The 14,956-nt window shown below is 39.1% G+C and carries 15 protein-coding genes; 8 read left to right on the top strand and 7 right to left on the bottom strand.

Features of this window, described 5'->3' with window-relative positions:
- The first annotated feature begins 47 nt into the window (after window positions 1–47).
- Genes ACFX4G_RS14615 through ACFX4G_RS14605 form a run of 3 tightly spaced genes read left to right on the top strand, consistent with a single transcriptional unit; the run spans window position 48 to window position 4,941 of the window.
- On the top strand, window positions 48–1,232 hold the full coding sequence (locus ACFX4G_RS14615; RefSeq protein ID WP_043980880.1) for an exonuclease SbcCD subunit D: 1,185 nt from the start codon (window positions 48–50) through the stop codon (window positions 1,230–1,232).
- Window positions 1,229–4,621: an SbcC/MukB-like Walker B domain-containing protein gene (locus ACFX4G_RS14610; protein ID WP_377575414.1), complete on the top strand. Its 3,393-nt coding sequence runs from the start codon at window positions 1,229–1,231 to the stop codon at window positions 4,619–4,621. Before ACFX4G_RS14615 ends, ACFX4G_RS14610 begins: the two co-directional genes overlap by 4 nt.
- A gap of 14 nt (window positions 4,622–4,635) precedes the next feature.
- Window positions 4,636–4,941, top strand: coding sequence for an HNH endonuclease (locus ACFX4G_RS14605; protein ID WP_013081707.1), 306 nt, complete (start codon window positions 4,636–4,638; stop codon window positions 4,939–4,941).
- Between the two features lie 46 nt (window positions 4,942–4,987).
- On the opposite strand, the gene ACFX4G_RS14600 is transcribed toward ACFX4G_RS14605, so the two are convergent.
- The 6 genes from ACFX4G_RS14600 to ACFX4G_RS14575 form a co-directional block, all read right to left on the bottom strand.
- Window positions 4,988–5,206, bottom strand: coding sequence for a spore germination protein (locus tag ACFX4G_RS14600; protein ID WP_025749935.1), 219 nt, complete (start codon window positions 5,204–5,206; stop codon window positions 4,988–4,990).
- A 59-nt stretch (window positions 5,207–5,265) separates the two neighbouring features.
- Complete coding sequence (locus tag ACFX4G_RS14595) at window positions 5,266–5,697, bottom strand: spore germination protein GerPE (protein ID WP_028407429.1); 432 nt, start codon at window positions 5,695–5,697, stop codon at window positions 5,266–5,268.
- Window positions 5,698–5,709: 12 nt separating this feature from the next.
- Window positions 5,710–5,886: a hypothetical protein gene (locus ACFX4G_RS14590; protein ID WP_013055355.1), complete on the bottom strand. Its 177-nt coding sequence runs from the start codon at window positions 5,884–5,886 to the stop codon at window positions 5,710–5,712.
- Window positions 5,883–6,599, bottom strand: a complete 717-nt coding sequence (gene gerPC / locus ACFX4G_RS14585) for a spore germination protein GerPC (protein WP_043980887.1) — start codon at window positions 6,597–6,599, stop codon at window positions 5,883–5,885. The genes ACFX4G_RS14590 and gerPC overlap by 4 nt, the downstream gene beginning before the upstream one ends.
- 89 nt (window positions 6,600–6,688) lie before the next feature.
- Window positions 6,689–6,964 (bottom strand): spore germination protein GerPB, encoded by a 276-nt coding sequence (locus ACFX4G_RS14580; RefSeq protein ID WP_016763006.1) that lies wholly within the window; start codon window positions 6,962–6,964, stop codon window positions 6,689–6,691.
- A 30-nt stretch (window positions 6,965–6,994) separates the two neighbouring features.
- Complete coding sequence (locus ACFX4G_RS14575; protein ID WP_013055358.1) at window positions 6,995–7,216, bottom strand: spore germination protein; 222 nt, start codon at window positions 7,214–7,216, stop codon at window positions 6,995–6,997.
- A 198-nt stretch (window positions 7,217–7,414) separates the two neighbouring features.
- On the opposite strand from ACFX4G_RS14575, the gene ACFX4G_RS14570 reads away from it, so the two are divergent.
- Both ACFX4G_RS14570 and ACFX4G_RS14565 read left to right on the top strand, forming a co-directional pair.
- A complete protein-coding gene (locus ACFX4G_RS14570) occupies window positions 7,415–8,587 on the top strand; it encodes a DUF418 domain-containing protein (RefSeq protein WP_377575411.1) in 1,173 nt (390 codons plus the stop codon).
- Between the two features lie 78 nt (window positions 8,588–8,665).
- Window positions 8,666–9,013: a DUF1516 family protein gene (locus ACFX4G_RS14565; RefSeq protein WP_013055360.1), complete on the top strand. Its 348-nt coding sequence runs from the start codon at window positions 8,666–8,668 to the stop codon at window positions 9,011–9,013.
- 41 nt (window positions 9,014–9,054) lie between these two features.
- On the opposite strand, the gene ACFX4G_RS14560 is transcribed toward ACFX4G_RS14565, so the two are convergent.
- A complete protein-coding gene (locus tag ACFX4G_RS14560; protein ID WP_016763009.1) occupies window positions 9,055–9,615 on the bottom strand; it encodes a DUF2777 domain-containing protein in 561 nt (186 codons plus the stop codon).
- Between the two features lie 171 nt (window positions 9,616–9,786).
- Here ACFX4G_RS14560 and asnB point away from each other — a divergent pair, with 171 nt between their 5' ends.
- The 3 genes from asnB (at window position 9,787) to ACFX4G_RS14545 (ending at window position 14,937) form a co-directional block, all read left to right on the top strand.
- Window positions 9,787–11,634 (top strand): asparagine synthase (glutamine-hydrolyzing), encoded by a 1,848-nt coding sequence (asnB, locus tag ACFX4G_RS14555; protein WP_025749930.1) that lies wholly within the window; start codon window positions 9,787–9,789, stop codon window positions 11,632–11,634.
- Window positions 11,635–11,950: 316 nt separating this feature from the next.
- On the top strand, window positions 11,951–13,483 hold the full coding sequence (locus ACFX4G_RS14550; RefSeq protein WP_043980535.1) for a phytoene desaturase family protein: 1,533 nt from the start codon (window positions 11,951–11,953) through the stop codon (window positions 13,481–13,483).
- Window positions 13,480–14,937 carry a phytoene desaturase family protein gene (locus tag ACFX4G_RS14545; protein WP_377575408.1) on the top strand — a complete coding sequence of 486 codons (1,458 nt, stop codon included), beginning with the start codon at window positions 13,480–13,482 and terminating at the stop codon, window positions 14,935–14,937. The genes ACFX4G_RS14550 and ACFX4G_RS14545 overlap by 4 nt, the downstream gene beginning before the upstream one ends.
- The last annotated feature ends 19 nt before the right edge of the window (window positions 14,938–14,956 follow it).

The following is a 14,956-nucleotide window of genomic DNA, read 5'->3' as shown; positions in this document are numbered from 1 at the left end:
AAGAAGGCGATAGTCTTCTTCTTTTTCACCAATAAGGAGAGAGTAACATGCGTTTATTACATACAGCGGATTGGCATTTGGGGCGAACGTTAGAAGGTCGAAGCCGTCTAGCTGAGCAAGCACAGTTTTTAGATGAACTGGCAGACATTGTGGAAGAAGAAAAGATAGATGCTATTCTCATGGCGGGAGATGCCTTTGATACGGTTAACCCTCCAGCAGCGGCAGAGCAGCTTTTTTACGAAAGTATGTCTAGGTTGAGCAACAATGGAAAACGTCCGATTATTGTTATTGCAGGTAATCATGACAACCCAGATCGGCTGTCGGCGGCTTCTCCATTAGCTGTTCATCAAAATATTACGCTTCTTGGTTTGCCTACTACCGATGTAGAAAGCATTCACATTCCTACATCAGATGAAGTGTTAAAGGTTGCGGCTCTTCCTTACCCATCTGAATCAAGGTTAAAGGAACTGTTAGCAGAAGAAAATGATGAGCTGGCTCTTCGAAACTCATATGATGCCAGAGTAAAAGGTATTTTTGATAAAATGAGTGAGCAGTTCACAACAGATACCGTTAATATTGCCATGAGTCATATTTACGTAGCAGGGGGAAGTTCAACGGACTCAGAACGTCCAATTGAAGTAGGAGGAGCTTATACGGTGGCGGCAACTAGTTTACCTGCTAATGCTCAATATGTAGCTCTAGGACATTTGCATCGCCCGCAAATGATCAATCGCGCCAGCACCCTTGCAAGATATTCTGGGTCACCTCTTGCCTATAGCTTTTCAGAGTCAGGCTATGCAAAGTCTGTTACCATTTTAGACGCTCAGCCAGGAAAAGAGGTCGAAATGACCGAAATTCCATTATCCAGCGGAAAGCCTTTGACACGTTGGAAAGCAAAAAACGGACTGCTAGAAGTATATACGTGGCTTGATGAACAGAAAGATGCGCAGGCATGGGTTGATTTAGAAGTTCACGTAGAAGATGCACTTTCATTAGAAGAAATCCATCGTCTTCGCAAGCTTCATCCAGGCTTTATTCATATCCGTCCAGTATTCAAAGCAGAAGAACTAGCACTTGAAACACGTTCACAGCGAGAAGTGCCGATCGAAGAACTGTTTACAAAGTTCTACAGCAGGCAAACCGGCGGAGGGGCACCTGATGATGAATTAGTCAAACTGTTTTTAACCTTGATTAACGATGAAGAAGTATCGGGAAAGGAGGATGAAAAATGAAACCTATTAACTTGACCGTTTCGGGGCTTCACAGTTTTAGAGAAAAACAAACTGTCGACTTTGAAGCGCTGTGTTCAGGCGGTGTTTTCGGAATATTTGGTCCTACAGGAAGCGGGAAATCCTCCATTTTGGATGCCATTACACTAGCTTTATACGGAAAAGTAGAGCGTGCAGCAAATAATACACAAGGAATTTTAAATCACGGGGAAAATGAACTGAAAGTATCGTTTACGTTCGAGCTGGAAAACGCTAGTCATAAAAAACGCTATACTGTTGAACGAAGCTTCAAACGAACGGATGAACTGCGTGTGAAATCAGCTTCAAGTCGATTGATTGAAATCGAAGATGAAACGTACGTATTAGCAGATAAAACGAATGATGTAAATCAGCAGGTACAGGAACTTCTCGGTTTAACTATTGATGATTTTACAAGAGCTGTTGTATTACCACAGGGAAAGTTTGCAGAGTTTTTATCATTAAAAGGGACGGAGCGCCGTCAAATGCTGCAGCGTCTTTTTAATCTCGAGCAGTACGGAGATCAGCTTAGTAAGAAAATACGCTATCAAGTTCAGCAGCTAAAAACAGACCTAGATAAGATTACGGCAGAACAAACGGGATTAGGTGAAGCTTCAACAGAGAAAGTAGCGGAAGCCCAGCAACTTGTAAGTGATAGCATTGTACTTTTGGAAAAACGAGAAAAAGAAGCGTCTGATTTGCAGGAAAGATACGATCAGCAGGCGTCTCTTTGGAAAGCGCAGCAGGAAAAAACAATGCTAGAAGAAAAACTAGTGCATGCTTCTAAGCAGGAAGAGGAGATTAAACAAAAGCAAGATGTGCTGACGAAAGCTCAGCAGGCAGAACGTCTTTTTCCCTATTTAGAAACATTTGAACAAGCTGAAAAACAGCAGAAGCTTTATGAAGATAAAGTAGAAAAATTAAAAGCACAAATTGTTCAAAAAAGTGAGGAATATAAGCGCTCAAATAACTTATATGAGCAGGCTCGCTTACAAAAAAATGAACAGCAGCCCAAATTGGTTGTTCAAAAAGAACAGCTTCAACAAGCTTCTGATCTTCAAAAACAAATTAAAGAAGGTCAGCAAGAAATAAAAGAAGCGGAAGTTTCTCTTCAGCAAAAGCAGCAGGCAATTCAAACGAAAAATGATGAATTAATGGAAGCGGATCAGCGGTATCAGCAAGGTTTGACTCTTCAAAAAGAGTTAAAGGAAACATTAACAAAAGTGGAGATTCAACCTGATTATCGGCAGGCTGTTCAGCAAGCATTTTACCGTTATCAAGTATGGAATAACGATAAAAAAAACCTAGATGAAGGTCAAAAAACGTATAAAGAAAAAGCCGAACGGCTTAAGCATTTGTACACACAAAAACAAACACACAAAGAGAGAGATCAGCAAACAATAGAACAAAGTAAAGGGTTATTTTCAGATATTCAAGGCTTGTATCACACTGTATGTGAGCGGGAAAAAGAGTTTCAGCAGCTTTTTCAACAAGCAGATCGTTTAATGAGCCATCTAAAAAGACGCAAAGAAAAAGAATGGTCACGCCGTCTGGCTCATCAATTAGCCGAGCAGCTGACCCAAGGAGAGCCTTGTCCGGTTTGTGGCTCTGAGCATCACCCTAACCCCGTGTTACACCAACAAGAAGGTGACGTCACAACTGAATCAGCGGATCAGTTCGAAGATCAAGTCAATCAGTTGCGTGAACAGCGATTTAGCTATTCGTCGCTCAAAATGCAGCTTGAACAGCTAGCTAAACCTCTTGTTGAAAAAATACCTGAGTTAGCTGAGTTTATGAATGAAGCTGGCGAAGTTCCTGCTTTAGGAGAAATGGATACAGATGCCTTTGGGCATTATGCTAAGAAAATAGAAGTTGAAATCAAATCTCTTGAGCAGGATTATTTGCAGGTAAGTGAAAAACAGCAAGCAATTCTTGGGCAGATACAAAAGGTCCAGCAAAGTCTTGAAAAGATTGAATTAGAGCTTGCTCATTATCAAAAAGAACAAGCTGAATTAGAAGGAAAGATAAATCAGCAAAAACAGGCGCTACAAGCAGGAAAAGAAGCTTTTCAACAAGACTATCCTTCCTTTGTATTTGAAGAGATGGAAAAAATTAATGAAAAGCTGACTGAAAGAGAAAAAGAAGAGCAGACAATAAAGGCTCGAATTGAAAAAAGTAGCGTATTTTTTGAAAATCAGCAAAAGAAAATCGAACGTCTAAAAGAAGAGAAATATGCGGGCGAAAAAGAATTTACAGAATTAAAAGCAATGCTGTCTCATAAACAATCTCTTGTTCACTCGCAAATTGAACGCTTGCGTACGCTTACAGATCAAGAAGATATTGAACAGGCGCTGCAAAAAACAGTTCTTTTACTTGCGGAGTTAGAGACGAATGAACAGCAGGCATATCAACATTGGCAGACTCTTCAAAAAGCGTATCAAACGCTGCAAATGGATGAAAAAGCGGCGAGCGAGTCCCTAGAAACAGCTCATATCCAGTATAAAAAGGCAGCTGAAAAATGGGAAGAAGCGGTAGGGAATTCTTTATTCAGCGAAGGAAAAGAAGTTCAGCAAGCTTTGTTATCACATGATGAGATGAAATTGTTGGATGAAACTGTTCAGGCTTATTGGGACAATATAAAACAGATGAAGTCATCAATTGAACAGTTAAATATTCAGCTGAATCACCAGTCCATAGAAGAGCACCAATTTGAAGAAACTCAGCAGCTGCTTCATGATATAAAAGCGGCTGTGAAAGAAGCGGTTCAGCTCAAGGGAGCAGCTGAGCAAACGTTAAAAAGCGTCAAAGAACGGCATGAGCGATTTTTAGTGCTTGAACAGGACCGTGAAGAAAAACAAGCGTTATTTGAACAGTATCAAAAGCTTCAAACAGTATTTAAAGGAAATGCTTTCGTGGAATATATTGCTGAAGAACAGCTGATGTCCGTTAGCCGAGATGCTTCAGAGCGTCTGGGTATATTAACACGTCAGCGCTATGCGATTGAAGTTGATTCCCAAGGCGGCTTTATTATGAGAGATGATGCAAATGGAGGAGTAAAACGTCCGGTTTCAACTTTATCTGGTGGAGAGACGTTTTTAACTTCCCTGGCTTTGGCCCTTTCATTATCTGCACAAATTCAGCTAAGAGGAGAGTATCCGCTGCAGTTTTTCTTTTTAGATGAAGGATTTGGAACGCTTGATGGAGAGCTTCTTGATACCGTGGTAACAGCGCTTGAAAAACTTCAGTCCAATAATTTATCAATTGGAGTCATCAGTCACGTGCAAGAACTTCGTGCTCGCCTGCCAAAACGTTTGATTGTTGAGCCGTCCGAGCCTTCTGGCAAAGGAACTAGTGTAAGAGTAGAAACTTTATAGGGAAGGAAATCTATATGAAGAAAAAAGACAGGCGGATAGGAACATGCGAATTATGCGGAAGGCAGGATGTCTTGACGACCGTACATCATTTAACGCCAAAGGAAATGGGCGGAGCATTTGAACCAACAGCAAACTTATGTATTCCGTGTCATAAACAAATTCATGCGTTATACACAAATGATGAATTAGCCATTCGTCTTAATACGATTTCTTTATTACAAGCTGATTCTAAAATTAGCTCTTTTATTAAATGGATTCGTAAACAGCCTTCTTCTAAATTACCTAAAACCAAGAAATCAAACAGCCGAAAATCCAAGTGAATAAAAAACCCCTTATCCGCTTTAATAGCAAAGATAAGGGGTTTTTTTAAGCATTTGCTGCTATATTTTGATCGAATAAATCTGGATCTAACGTATTTGTTCCTGAAATGCCGTTATTAGTATTAACAAAGTTACCTGTATTTAAAGAACCAGAGCCTGACGCTGTTTTAGCGGCACTTTTTGGAGAAACATAAAACGTATCTCCAAACGTTACGACACCGCCTCCGACGCTCATGATACTAACGGGTCCAATTATTGCTGGCATGAGATTCACACCCTTTTTTCATGATATTAATTTAGTATATGAGCAGCTTTTTAAAAGGTTCACTCACTGCTGCTAGCTTGTGAAGAAGCACTACTTGATGTTCCTGTTTCAGCTTCCTTTGAAGGTTCATCGTTGATCAGTTCCCGAATATGCTTAATGCGGGCTTCTGCATAAACATTGCACGTTGATCCAATATGAATAACTGATGAGAATGAGCACCCTTTTATATCAATTCTGTTAACGCGGATCAAAGGTATTTCATTCCATGTTTGAACGGGAATAGGTTCATAATCGCCATGAGGAATAGGCTCATTAAAGATAGCGTAATCATCAAAGTTTCCTTCTCGACCGTAGAAAAACGGATACTGTCTCCGATCGGCTAAAGCTTTATTAAGTAGATGAATTTCTGTTGAATCTCCAATTTGGCAAAAGGAGCTCGCCGACAAGGAATTAATTTCTATATAATTAACAGAAGATGTGCGTGAAAGCATACGTAAGCTCCTTTATGATAACGATAGTGGCACATAAGGTCCGATAATCAACGATTCAGCCGGCGTATCAAATGTTGAGGATAGAGAGATGTAATTGGCATCACCAATTAAAAAAAGAGAAGAAGAAGATACGCCTGTAATACTAACGTCTCCAACAAGCAATTCGCGGTTTACAACGTTAAAGTTCATGAAGGAGGTCCACCTTTCTTTAAAGATTCAGGTAAATACGTTAAAAATGCGTCAATTCCTTTTTTCATATCTTCATAAAGTTTACCGATAATTTGAGGTTTGATTTGTTCAAAATTTCGTTCCATTTCTTCCGGCTGAACTTGCTGTATATAAAAAGTAATCCGCTGCTGCAGCTGCTTTTTAATATCTTCTAAAATAAACTCGTAGTACGATTCATCAATCATCATCGAGCGCTCATCAAGCACATGTTGAACCATAGAAAATCCATATTGATTAAGTTCAGCTAAAATCGTTTCGTGGATATCAGAGACCCACTGTTTTTCTAGCTGGCGGTTCAACGGTTTTAAGCTAGGATTTTGCGGTCCAGGACCTCCGGGTTGTCCCGGCTGCTCACCTTGAGGCGGTTGCCCCTGTGGCTGAGCTCCTTGCGAAAACGTTACTTCTGGTTTCTCATTGATAATGATATCTTCTAAATTATCAGGTGTAAGAGGGTTTAATCCAATATTTAATGTTCCATCTAATGAATCGATTTTTAACTGTTCAAATTTATATTCAATTTTATCAATTTTAATAGGTGGCTGTTCACCTAACTCTTTTATTTTTTTCTGAAGTTCTTGTACGTTTTTTTCAAGCTGAGCAATGCGTCCTTCTTGCTGCTGAATATACGAAGACATTTGCTGAACATACTGATGTACCTGCTGAATATAGTCCATGTTATCCACCTTCAATCACCTCAATTCCCTTATCTTCTGATAAAGAAAATAGTTATATATATACATATGGCGATGAAGGTTGTAACATGTCAGTCGTTGTCTCGAACTGGGGGAGTTAACGACTGTGAGAAAGGAGCTGGGGCAGTGCCCGCACCGGTTCCGGGAGTAAAGGTAGAAGGAGAAACAGATCCAAGAATGCCTTTTTTTGTTTCAGTAGGTGCAGCGCCTGTAAACCCTCCTGTATTAAAGAGATTTGAGTTCGGTTTAATAACACCTACGCTTCCAATTTGAAGTACTGAAGAGTTACTTACGGCACTGATTTTCATACTTTGAATACAGATACTTTGATTCACGTAAAAGTTCATAAGCATCCTCCTGTATGAGCTTCATTTCTATTATAGATTTCCAGCAACATTTTGGTCATTTACATCATTGTCTGACGTATTGGTTGAGCTCTGCTGATTCACAACATATAATCCGTCACCTGTATTAAACGAACCTGCGCCAGCAAATGTTTTAGCAGTGGAAATAGGGGCTATTGTATAAACATCTCCAATATGAAAGACGCTGGCTGAACCAACACTGTTAAGATTAACAACACCAACAATGGCAGGCATAGGCAAACACCCTTTTAATTTAGTCTAGTAACAGCATATGAAGCCTAGACAAAAAGGTGATTAATGCTTTTTCTTTATCTATATGCAGGGAGGAAGCAAAACATTAAAGAGAGGAATGGAAATAGTAAACATTGAAGAAAAACTTTTGCGTTCGATATAATGTGAAAGCAATAATGAAATAATGTAAGGTGTGAAAGAATGAAACGTTTCAAAATGAACGCAGCTGATAAAGAACAGCGCATTGAGGCAGCAGATGTATTAAAAGGAATCGCGCTTATTGGTATTTTGCTCATAAACATGCCGAATTTTTATTCACCTGCTTCCTATTACGACCATAATTTGTTGGACGGTTCAAGAATGAACTATGTTGCTAATGGATTAGTTGATGTAGTTGTAGGGCAGACATGCTACGCGCTGCTCGCTATTTTGTTTGGATTTGGTTTTATGAAAATGTTCCAGCGTACATACGAAAGGCAAGTAAGCTTTACGCCTTTTTATGTACGAAGAATCACGGCTTTGCTTCTCGTTGGGGCTATTCATGCTTTATTTATTTGGCACGGTGATATGATTGTGATGTACAGCTTCTTTGCTTTGATCATGCTATTTTTTCAAGAAGCAAAGAAAGAAGTGATATTAGCGTGGGGAACCGGAATATTTAGCATTTATGCTGTGATTATGATTGTTATTTTAACAGTAGCGGCTTTTGTTAACGAAGGAGAGACAGCAGCGGGAATTCACCAGCCTATTATTGACCAAGCGCTTCAAGCATATGGACACGGAAGTTTTGCGTCAATCTTTCATCAGCGCTTGCTTGATTGGTACTACGCATATAATTTAAATACCGTTCCTTTTCTGTTTTTATCGCTATTTCCACTGTTTTTATTAGGCGGTTTTATGGCAAAAAGCGAGTGGTTCGAAGAAATAGAAGAATATATAGTGGAGACAAAGTGGCTTTGTCTTATTTCATTCATCGTGTATGCAGCATCATCTGTATTGCCCTATGTTTTAGATCACAATGTAGCGACATCGTATATTCACGATACAATTGGAGGAACGGCAGGAGCAATTTTTATTGTAACGTTGGTCACATTAGCTATGCGAAGTGTATCTATTCAAAAAGTCATGCAGCCATTTGCCTTTTTGGGGAGAATGATTTTAACTAATTATATTGTCCAGTCCATTGTATGCACATTTCTTTTTTACTCATATGGGTTAGGATACTACGGACATATTTCAATTGTAGAAGGTTTGGCTATTGCGGGGATTATCATTTTTATTCAACTGCTGGGAAGCCGGATATGGATGAGCCTATTTTCAGATGGACCCCTTGAAAAACTCATTCGGTATGCTACTTATGGACGCGGTCGCTAAAAATCCTTTTTCTTCCTTATATTATTGGTGAAGGAAAGGTTTTCATGATATGATATTTTCAGAAAGGACGTGAGATGAATGGCTCCACTACATATTCATGTAACGCTTTGGACATTATTAATTATCTCGTTTGTGGTTTCGTTGATTTTACATCGAGCAGGTAAAGCTAAAGGTCAAAAAATTCTACATATGGTGGCGAGACTCCTATACTTATTAGTATTAGTATCAGGTCTGCATATGTTAGCAGCTTGGTACCATTTTCAAGGCGCAGCGCTCATTAAAGGAATTGCCGGAGTGTTAGTGCTTGTGGGAATGGAAATGGTACTTGTTCGTACTGAAAAAAGAAAGCGTACAGGCGTTGCTTGGGCAGTTCTTGTAATTGCGCTTATCTTAGTATTCTATTACGGATATGTCGTACTAGGATAAGAAAAAAGCTATCTTGGATAAGATAGCTTTTTTCTTTTGCTTTAATCTAAAAAAAGATTCATTGAACGTTCTCCATCATTAACGGTATATTCAAATCGATCTAGGTGATGCGTGCCTCGTTCGAATAAATGCTGAACGGCACAAATTTTCTCCTCATTGTCATAAATGATAAAATTAGCACCTTTTGTATCACCGTCTGTCGGTAAAAAACATAATGTGTTGTGACAGTAAATACAATCATAAAGAGAGAATTTTAATGAATTTAAGTGCTGAGTGAATGATAAAAAGGTCTCTTTCGGTAGCGATTGAAGAAGCTGTTCGTATGCATAAGGTAGCTTTTTAGTCAGTCTTAGCTTATCCCCATTTCGCAATAAATACGTTCCATCGTGAAGCTTTATTTGACGGTCATCAACCATAATGGCTTTTTCCCAGCGTGTATCAATAAGAAGTTCTAATGTATCATCCATTACTTCATGGAGCATGGAAGCTTCGTCACTTTCATCTTCAAAGAAAATCCACTGTGAATCAACACATTCAACCGTACCAATCACGAAGGAACGCGGCTGATTGTTCAGAGCTTGTTGTTTAGAATAATGAGTCATAATCAAACCTCCGTGTGAAATTTATCCATATTTTTTTATTGCCTAAAAAAGCTCTCTTTATAACTCGAAAGTGAAAATAAAATATAAGGACAATTCAACTGTAACTATTGCGTGCATACAATGGCATTATTTCATTCATAAACAAGAGCGTGAAAGAAAGGATGATAAACGATGTGTGGTATAACGGGTTGGGTCGACTTAAAGCGATCGCTTTTAAATGAAACAGCAACAATAACAAAAATGGCTGACACTTTATCGAAAAGAGGTCCTGATGACACCAACGTATGGACACAGCAGCATGTTGCTTTTGGGCACAAACGCTTAGTTGTAGTAGATCCTCAAGGCGGAAGACAGCCCATGACAAGAGAAAAAAATGAACAGCTCTATACGCTTTGCTATAATGGAGAGCTTTACAACACGGAAGATATTCGGAAAGAATTACTAAAAAGAGGTTATCAATTTCAGGGACATTCAGATACGGAAGTACTTCTAACATCTTATATAGAATGGAAAGAATCATGCGTAGATCATTTTAACGGTATCTTTGCTTTTTCAATCTGGGATGAAGCCAATGAAAAGTTATTTATAGCACGCGACAGAATGGGAGTGAAGCCCTTATTCTATCGATCTTATGAAGGTGGAATTCAATTTGCATCGGAGTTAAAAGCGATATTAGCTCATCCTGAGGTGAAAGCGGAAGTAGGATTAGATGGATTAGCAGAAGTGTTTGGCTTAGGACCTTCTCGTTCTCCCGGCCACGGGGTATTTAAAGAAATAAATGAATTGCGCCCGGCTCACGCGCTCACGCTTACTCGTAACGGGTTGAAAATTTGGCGATACTGGAACGTGAAAAGTGAGCAGCATACAGATGATTTAGGTGAAACTACAGAAAAAGTTAAATTTTTAGTGCAAGACGCGATTGTAAGACAGCTAGTGTCGGATGTCCCGGTTTGTACATTTTTATCAGGTGGAGTAGATTCAAGCGCTATTACAGCAATTGCTGCAAATGCGTTCAAAGAAAGCGGCAAGGGCTCTCTTCATACGTATTCTATCGATTATGAAGACAATGATAAATTTTTTAAAGCAAATGAGTTTCAGCCAAATTCTGATGGAACTTATATCAAGCTCATGTCGGATACGTTTCAAACAAATCATCACCGCTGCATTATTTCAACGGAGGACCTTGTGCAGCATTTAACAGAGGCTGTAGAGGTGAGAGACCTTCCTGGAATGGCTGATGTAGATTCATCGCTGCTTTGGTTTTGCCGTGAAATCAAACAAGATTTTGTCGTGAGCTTATCAGGAGAATGTGCGGATGAAATTTTTGGAGGATATCCGTGGTTTCACCGAAAACATGATTTGTCTTCGGATACCTTCCCGTGGATGCGTTCATTAGATGCTCGAATTGATTTGCTGCAAAGTTCATGGAGAAAGAAATTACAGTTAGAAGATTATGTGCGTGCAAGATATGAAGAAACATTAAAGGAAGTGCCTGAATTAGAGGGTGAATCGTTAGAAGATGCGCAGCGGAGAAAGCTGTTTTATTTAAATCAGATTTGGTTTATGACAACTTTATTAGATCGTAAAGATCGTATGAGCATGGGCGCGAGCTTAGAAGTACGGGTACCTTTTGCAGATCATCGCCTTGTGGAATATGCATGGAATATTCCGTGGGAGATGAAAATGACGGGCAATAAAGAGAAGGGGATTTTACGAAAAGCGCTTGAAGGAATTTTGCCTCATGACGTTCTTTATCGCAAGAAAAGCCCTTATCCTAAAACGCATAACCCAGCTTATACAAAAGCTGTAACTGTATGGCTTCAATCTCTTTTACAAGATAAACAGTCACCTCTTCATGAATTTTTTGATAAGCAACAGTTAAAGCATATTATTGATACAGGCGGAGAAGGATTTAAAGCACCGTGGTTTGGTCAATTAATGACAGGACCTCAGCTGCTAGCTCATCTAGCTCAAATTCACGTCTGGTTTACTCACAATAATATTCAAATTGTGGAATGACAGGACCCTCTCAGTACAGAGGGTTTTTTTTATGAAATAAAGTCATCTGTTTCTCTTTTTTGTACGTTTAACTAGAGAAGAAGACCGCAGTCTATTTTTGTATAACTTTACATAGATATAAAATAAAAGCTTGAAGGCACCGAATAAAGGGAAAGTGTACTGAAACCCTGGAAAAATGGTACAAACGTCATATTTTAATGGTTTAGTTATTGGTAATTTTATGATTCGAATAAAGACAAGCAGTTTATCGTTGTGTTTAATAATAAAGCTTTGTATAATGTTTGTATAACTATTGTATAGGATTAGGAGTGTATGTATGCAAAAAAACGTAATCGTGATTGGAGCAGGTCCAGGAGGACTAGCGGCAGCGATGCTGTTAGCAAGTCATGGCTATAAAGTAGATGTATATGAAAAGCAAGGATACGTGGGCGGGCGAAATTCAGCGATTAAAATGTCGGGTTATACGTTTGATATGGGTCCTACATTTTTGAGCATGCCACAGATTTTCGAAGAATTATTTCAAGCTGCTAATCGCAATGCGCATGATTATATGGACTTAAAACGTCTAAATCTCATGTATGAGCTTATTTTCGATGATGCGCAGATTCAGATGACGGATAACCATAAAAAGATGAAAGAAGAAATCGAACGTTTATACCCAGGAAACGGAGAAGGCTATGAGCGCTTTATGAAAGACACCGAAGCAAAGATGGCGGCTTTGCTGCCTTTATTGCAGGGCGAGATGGATCGTTTTCATCACTATTTAAAGCCTGAAGCAATTCGAGCACTGCCGCACTTATCCTTAGGTAAAACGCTCTATGATGTACTTGGCAAGTATTTCACTGATGAGAAATTGAAATTAGCTTTTACTTTTCAATCGAAGTACTTGGGAATGTCCCCTTGGGAATGTCCAGGAGCCTTTTCTATTTTATCGTTTATGGAACATGCTTACGGTATCTTCCATCCAATAGGAGGAGTAAACCAACTATCTCAAGCAATGGCAAAAGTAGTGGAAGAACATCAAGGGCACATCCACTTAAACCAAGGTGTCCAAAAACTATGGGTTGAAAATAAGAGAGTAAAAGGAATTATTCTAGAAAATGGAGAGCGAATAGGGGCAGACGACGTCATTATCAATGGAGATTTTGCTCATGCGATGACGAATTTAATAGATGAAGGTACCCTTAAAAAATATGCAGTTAAAAAACTTGAAAAGAAAAAATACTCTTGTTCTACTTTCATGATTTATCTAGGCATAGACAAACAGTACAAAGATCTGCCTCATCACACGATTGTGTTCGCTGAAGATTATAAAAAAAATGTAGAAGAGATCACAAAAACGCTAGCTCTTTCAGAAGACCCTTCTATCTACATTCAAAACCCTGTGGTAACGGACCCAACTTTAGCACCAGAAGGAAAGTCTGCTCTTTATATTTTAGCGCCGGTTCCAAATAATTTCAGCGGCGTAAACTGGGATGAAAAACAAAAAGATTTCCGGGATGCAGTATTAAGAATTGTAGAAAAGAAAACGGGCTTCAAAGATTTAGAGAGTCATATTGAAGTTGAAAAAATCATTTCACCAAAGCAGTGGGAAGAAGACGTGCTGGTCTATAAAGGAGCGACATTTAATCTTGGACATCAGCTCACTCAAATGATGGTGCTGCGTCCGCATAATAAATTTGAAGAATTAGAAAACTGCTGGCTAGTTGGAGGAGGAACTCATCCAGGAAGCGGTCTACCAACTATTCTGGAATCATCTCGCATTACGACAAAGCTCATCTTAAAAAGAGACGGACAATTACTGAATGAGCCGTTTAAAACCATGAAGGAAATGGAGAGTGCATTATGAGAACAGCAATTGTTGGAGGCGGCATAGGCGGTTTGATTACCGCTTTGTTATTAAGCAAACGAGGATTTTCTGTTGATATTTTCGAAAAAGAAAACAAGCTGGGCGGCCGGTTGGCGTTTGTAGAAAAAGATGGTTATAAAATTGATGAAGGTCCCACGATTGTCTTACTGCCTTTAATGCTTGAACGTATTTTAGATGAAGCAGGCATTTCTGCTTCTCAATATGAACTAATACGCTGTGATCCACTTTATGATATTCATTTTCCAGACGGGACGACCTATACAAAAAAAGCGACTGAAAAAGATCAGTTAGAGGAAATTAGCCGTTTGTTTCCAGGCGAAGAGCAAAACTACCGGCGTTTTATGACTGAATTAAAAAAGCGATTTGAATTAGGAAGTAAGGCATTTTTGGAAAAAACATTTGTAAATAAACGAGATTTTTGGACATGGCAAAACATCAAGGCATTAAAAAAAATGAATGCAAATAAATCAATGAGAAAATTTGTTTCAACGTATTTCCATGATGAACGTCTAGTAGATGCCTATTCCCTGCAATCTCTCTATATTGGAGGAAATCCTTATTCGGCGCCAGCTATTTATTCCCTTGTTCCTTACAGTGAGCATGCTCATGGCATCTATTACGTAAAAGGCGGATACGCAAGTCTTGTGCCACTTCTTGAAAAGGCGCTGATAGAGCAAGGTGTAAACATTCATTTGAATAAGGCGGTTCAAGAGCTTTCTATATCAGGAGACAAAACGGAAGGGGTTATTGTTGACGAAAAACTTTATCCATTTGATCAAGTTGTTTTAAATGGCGACTTTCCTAATATGGCGAAAATTGCTCGAAAAAAAGAAAAGAAGTATGTGCCTTCGTCCAGCTGTCTGCTGCTTTATCTTGGTTTGAAGAGAAAATATGATCATCACAATGTGCATCAATACTTTATGGGCAATGATTTAGCTAAACATATGGAAGCAGTGTTTAAGCATAAAACGATTCCTGAAGATCCCGCTATTTATACATTTAATCCCTCTGTTATTGATCCATCGTTAGCCCCTGAAGGGAAAAGTGTGCTATATGCACTTATACCGGTTCCATCAGGCGGCCACATTGATTGGAGCAATCAGCAAGATTTTGTTGATGGAATCATTCGAACTTTAGAAGAAAAAGGGTTTGAAGAGCTTCGTAAAGAAATAGAATGGGTAAAAGTACGCACGCCAAATGATGCTCAAGCATTTGGACTTTACGAAGGAGGAAGCTTTGGTATTGCTCCTGAGCTGTTTCAATCAGGCGTATTCAGACCCCAGTACCAGCCGTACGAATATAAAAATATTTTTGCAGTCGGAGCATCTATTCATCCAGGCGGAGGCGTGCCAATTGTTATGCAAGGAGCAAAAATGTTAGCTGATCATCTTATTGAACAATCATCTGTTCAAACGGTTGCAAAGCTTTCTTAAGATCTTGTAAGCCATAAGG

The organism is Priestia sp. YIM B13486 (genome assembly GCF_042787865.1).
GTDB classification, from domain to species: domain Bacteria; phylum Bacillota; class Bacilli; order Bacillales; family Bacillaceae_H; genus Priestia; species Priestia megaterium.
This window is presented reverse-complemented; position numbering and strand designations above follow the sequence as displayed.

Coding starts and splice junctions, on each gene's coding strand:
- ACFX4G_RS14615 (WP_043980880.1), top strand. CDS start 48: ATGCGTTTATTACATACAGCGGATTGGCATTTGGGGCGAACGTTAGAA.
- ACFX4G_RS14610 (WP_377575414.1), top strand. CDS start 1,229: ATGAAACCTATTAACTTGACCGTTTCGGGGCTTCACAGTTTTAGAGAA.
- ACFX4G_RS14605 (WP_013081707.1), top strand. CDS start 4,636: ATGAAGAAAAAAGACAGGCGGATAGGAACATGCGAATTATGCGGAAGG.
- ACFX4G_RS14600 (WP_025749935.1), bottom strand. CDS start 5,206: ATGCCAGCAATAATTGGACCCGTTAGTATCATGAGCGTCGGAGGCGGT.
- ACFX4G_RS14595 (WP_028407429.1), bottom strand. CDS start 5,697: ATGCTTTCACGCACATCTTCTGTTAATTATATAGAAATTAATTCCTTG.
- ACFX4G_RS14590 (WP_013055355.1), bottom strand. CDS start 5,886: ATGAACTTTAACGTTGTAAACCGCGAATTGCTTGTTGGAGACGTTAGT.
- gerPC (WP_043980887.1), bottom strand. CDS start 6,599: ATGGACTATATTCAGCAGGTACATCAGTATGTTCAGCAAATGTCTTCG.
- ACFX4G_RS14580 (WP_016763006.1), bottom strand. CDS start 6,964: ATGAACTTTTACGTGAATCAAAGTATCTGTATTCAAAGTATGAAAATC.
- ACFX4G_RS14575 (WP_013055358.1), bottom strand. CDS start 7,216: ATGCCTGCCATTGTTGGTGTTGTTAATCTTAACAGTGTTGGTTCAGCC.
- ACFX4G_RS14570 (WP_377575411.1), top strand. CDS start 7,415: ATGAAACGTTTCAAAATGAACGCAGCTGATAAAGAACAGCGCATTGAG.
- ACFX4G_RS14565 (WP_013055360.1), top strand. CDS start 8,666: ATGGCTCCACTACATATTCATGTAACGCTTTGGACATTATTAATTATC.
- ACFX4G_RS14560 (WP_016763009.1), bottom strand. CDS start 9,615: ATGACTCATTATTCTAAACAACAAGCTCTGAACAATCAGCCGCGTTCC.
- asnB (WP_025749930.1), top strand. CDS start 9,787: ATGTGTGGTATAACGGGTTGGGTCGACTTAAAGCGATCGCTTTTAAAT.
- ACFX4G_RS14550 (WP_043980535.1), top strand. CDS start 11,951: ATGCAAAAAAACGTAATCGTGATTGGAGCAGGTCCAGGAGGACTAGCG.
- ACFX4G_RS14545 (WP_377575408.1), top strand. CDS start 13,480: ATGAGAACAGCAATTGTTGGAGGCGGCATAGGCGGTTTGATTACCGCT.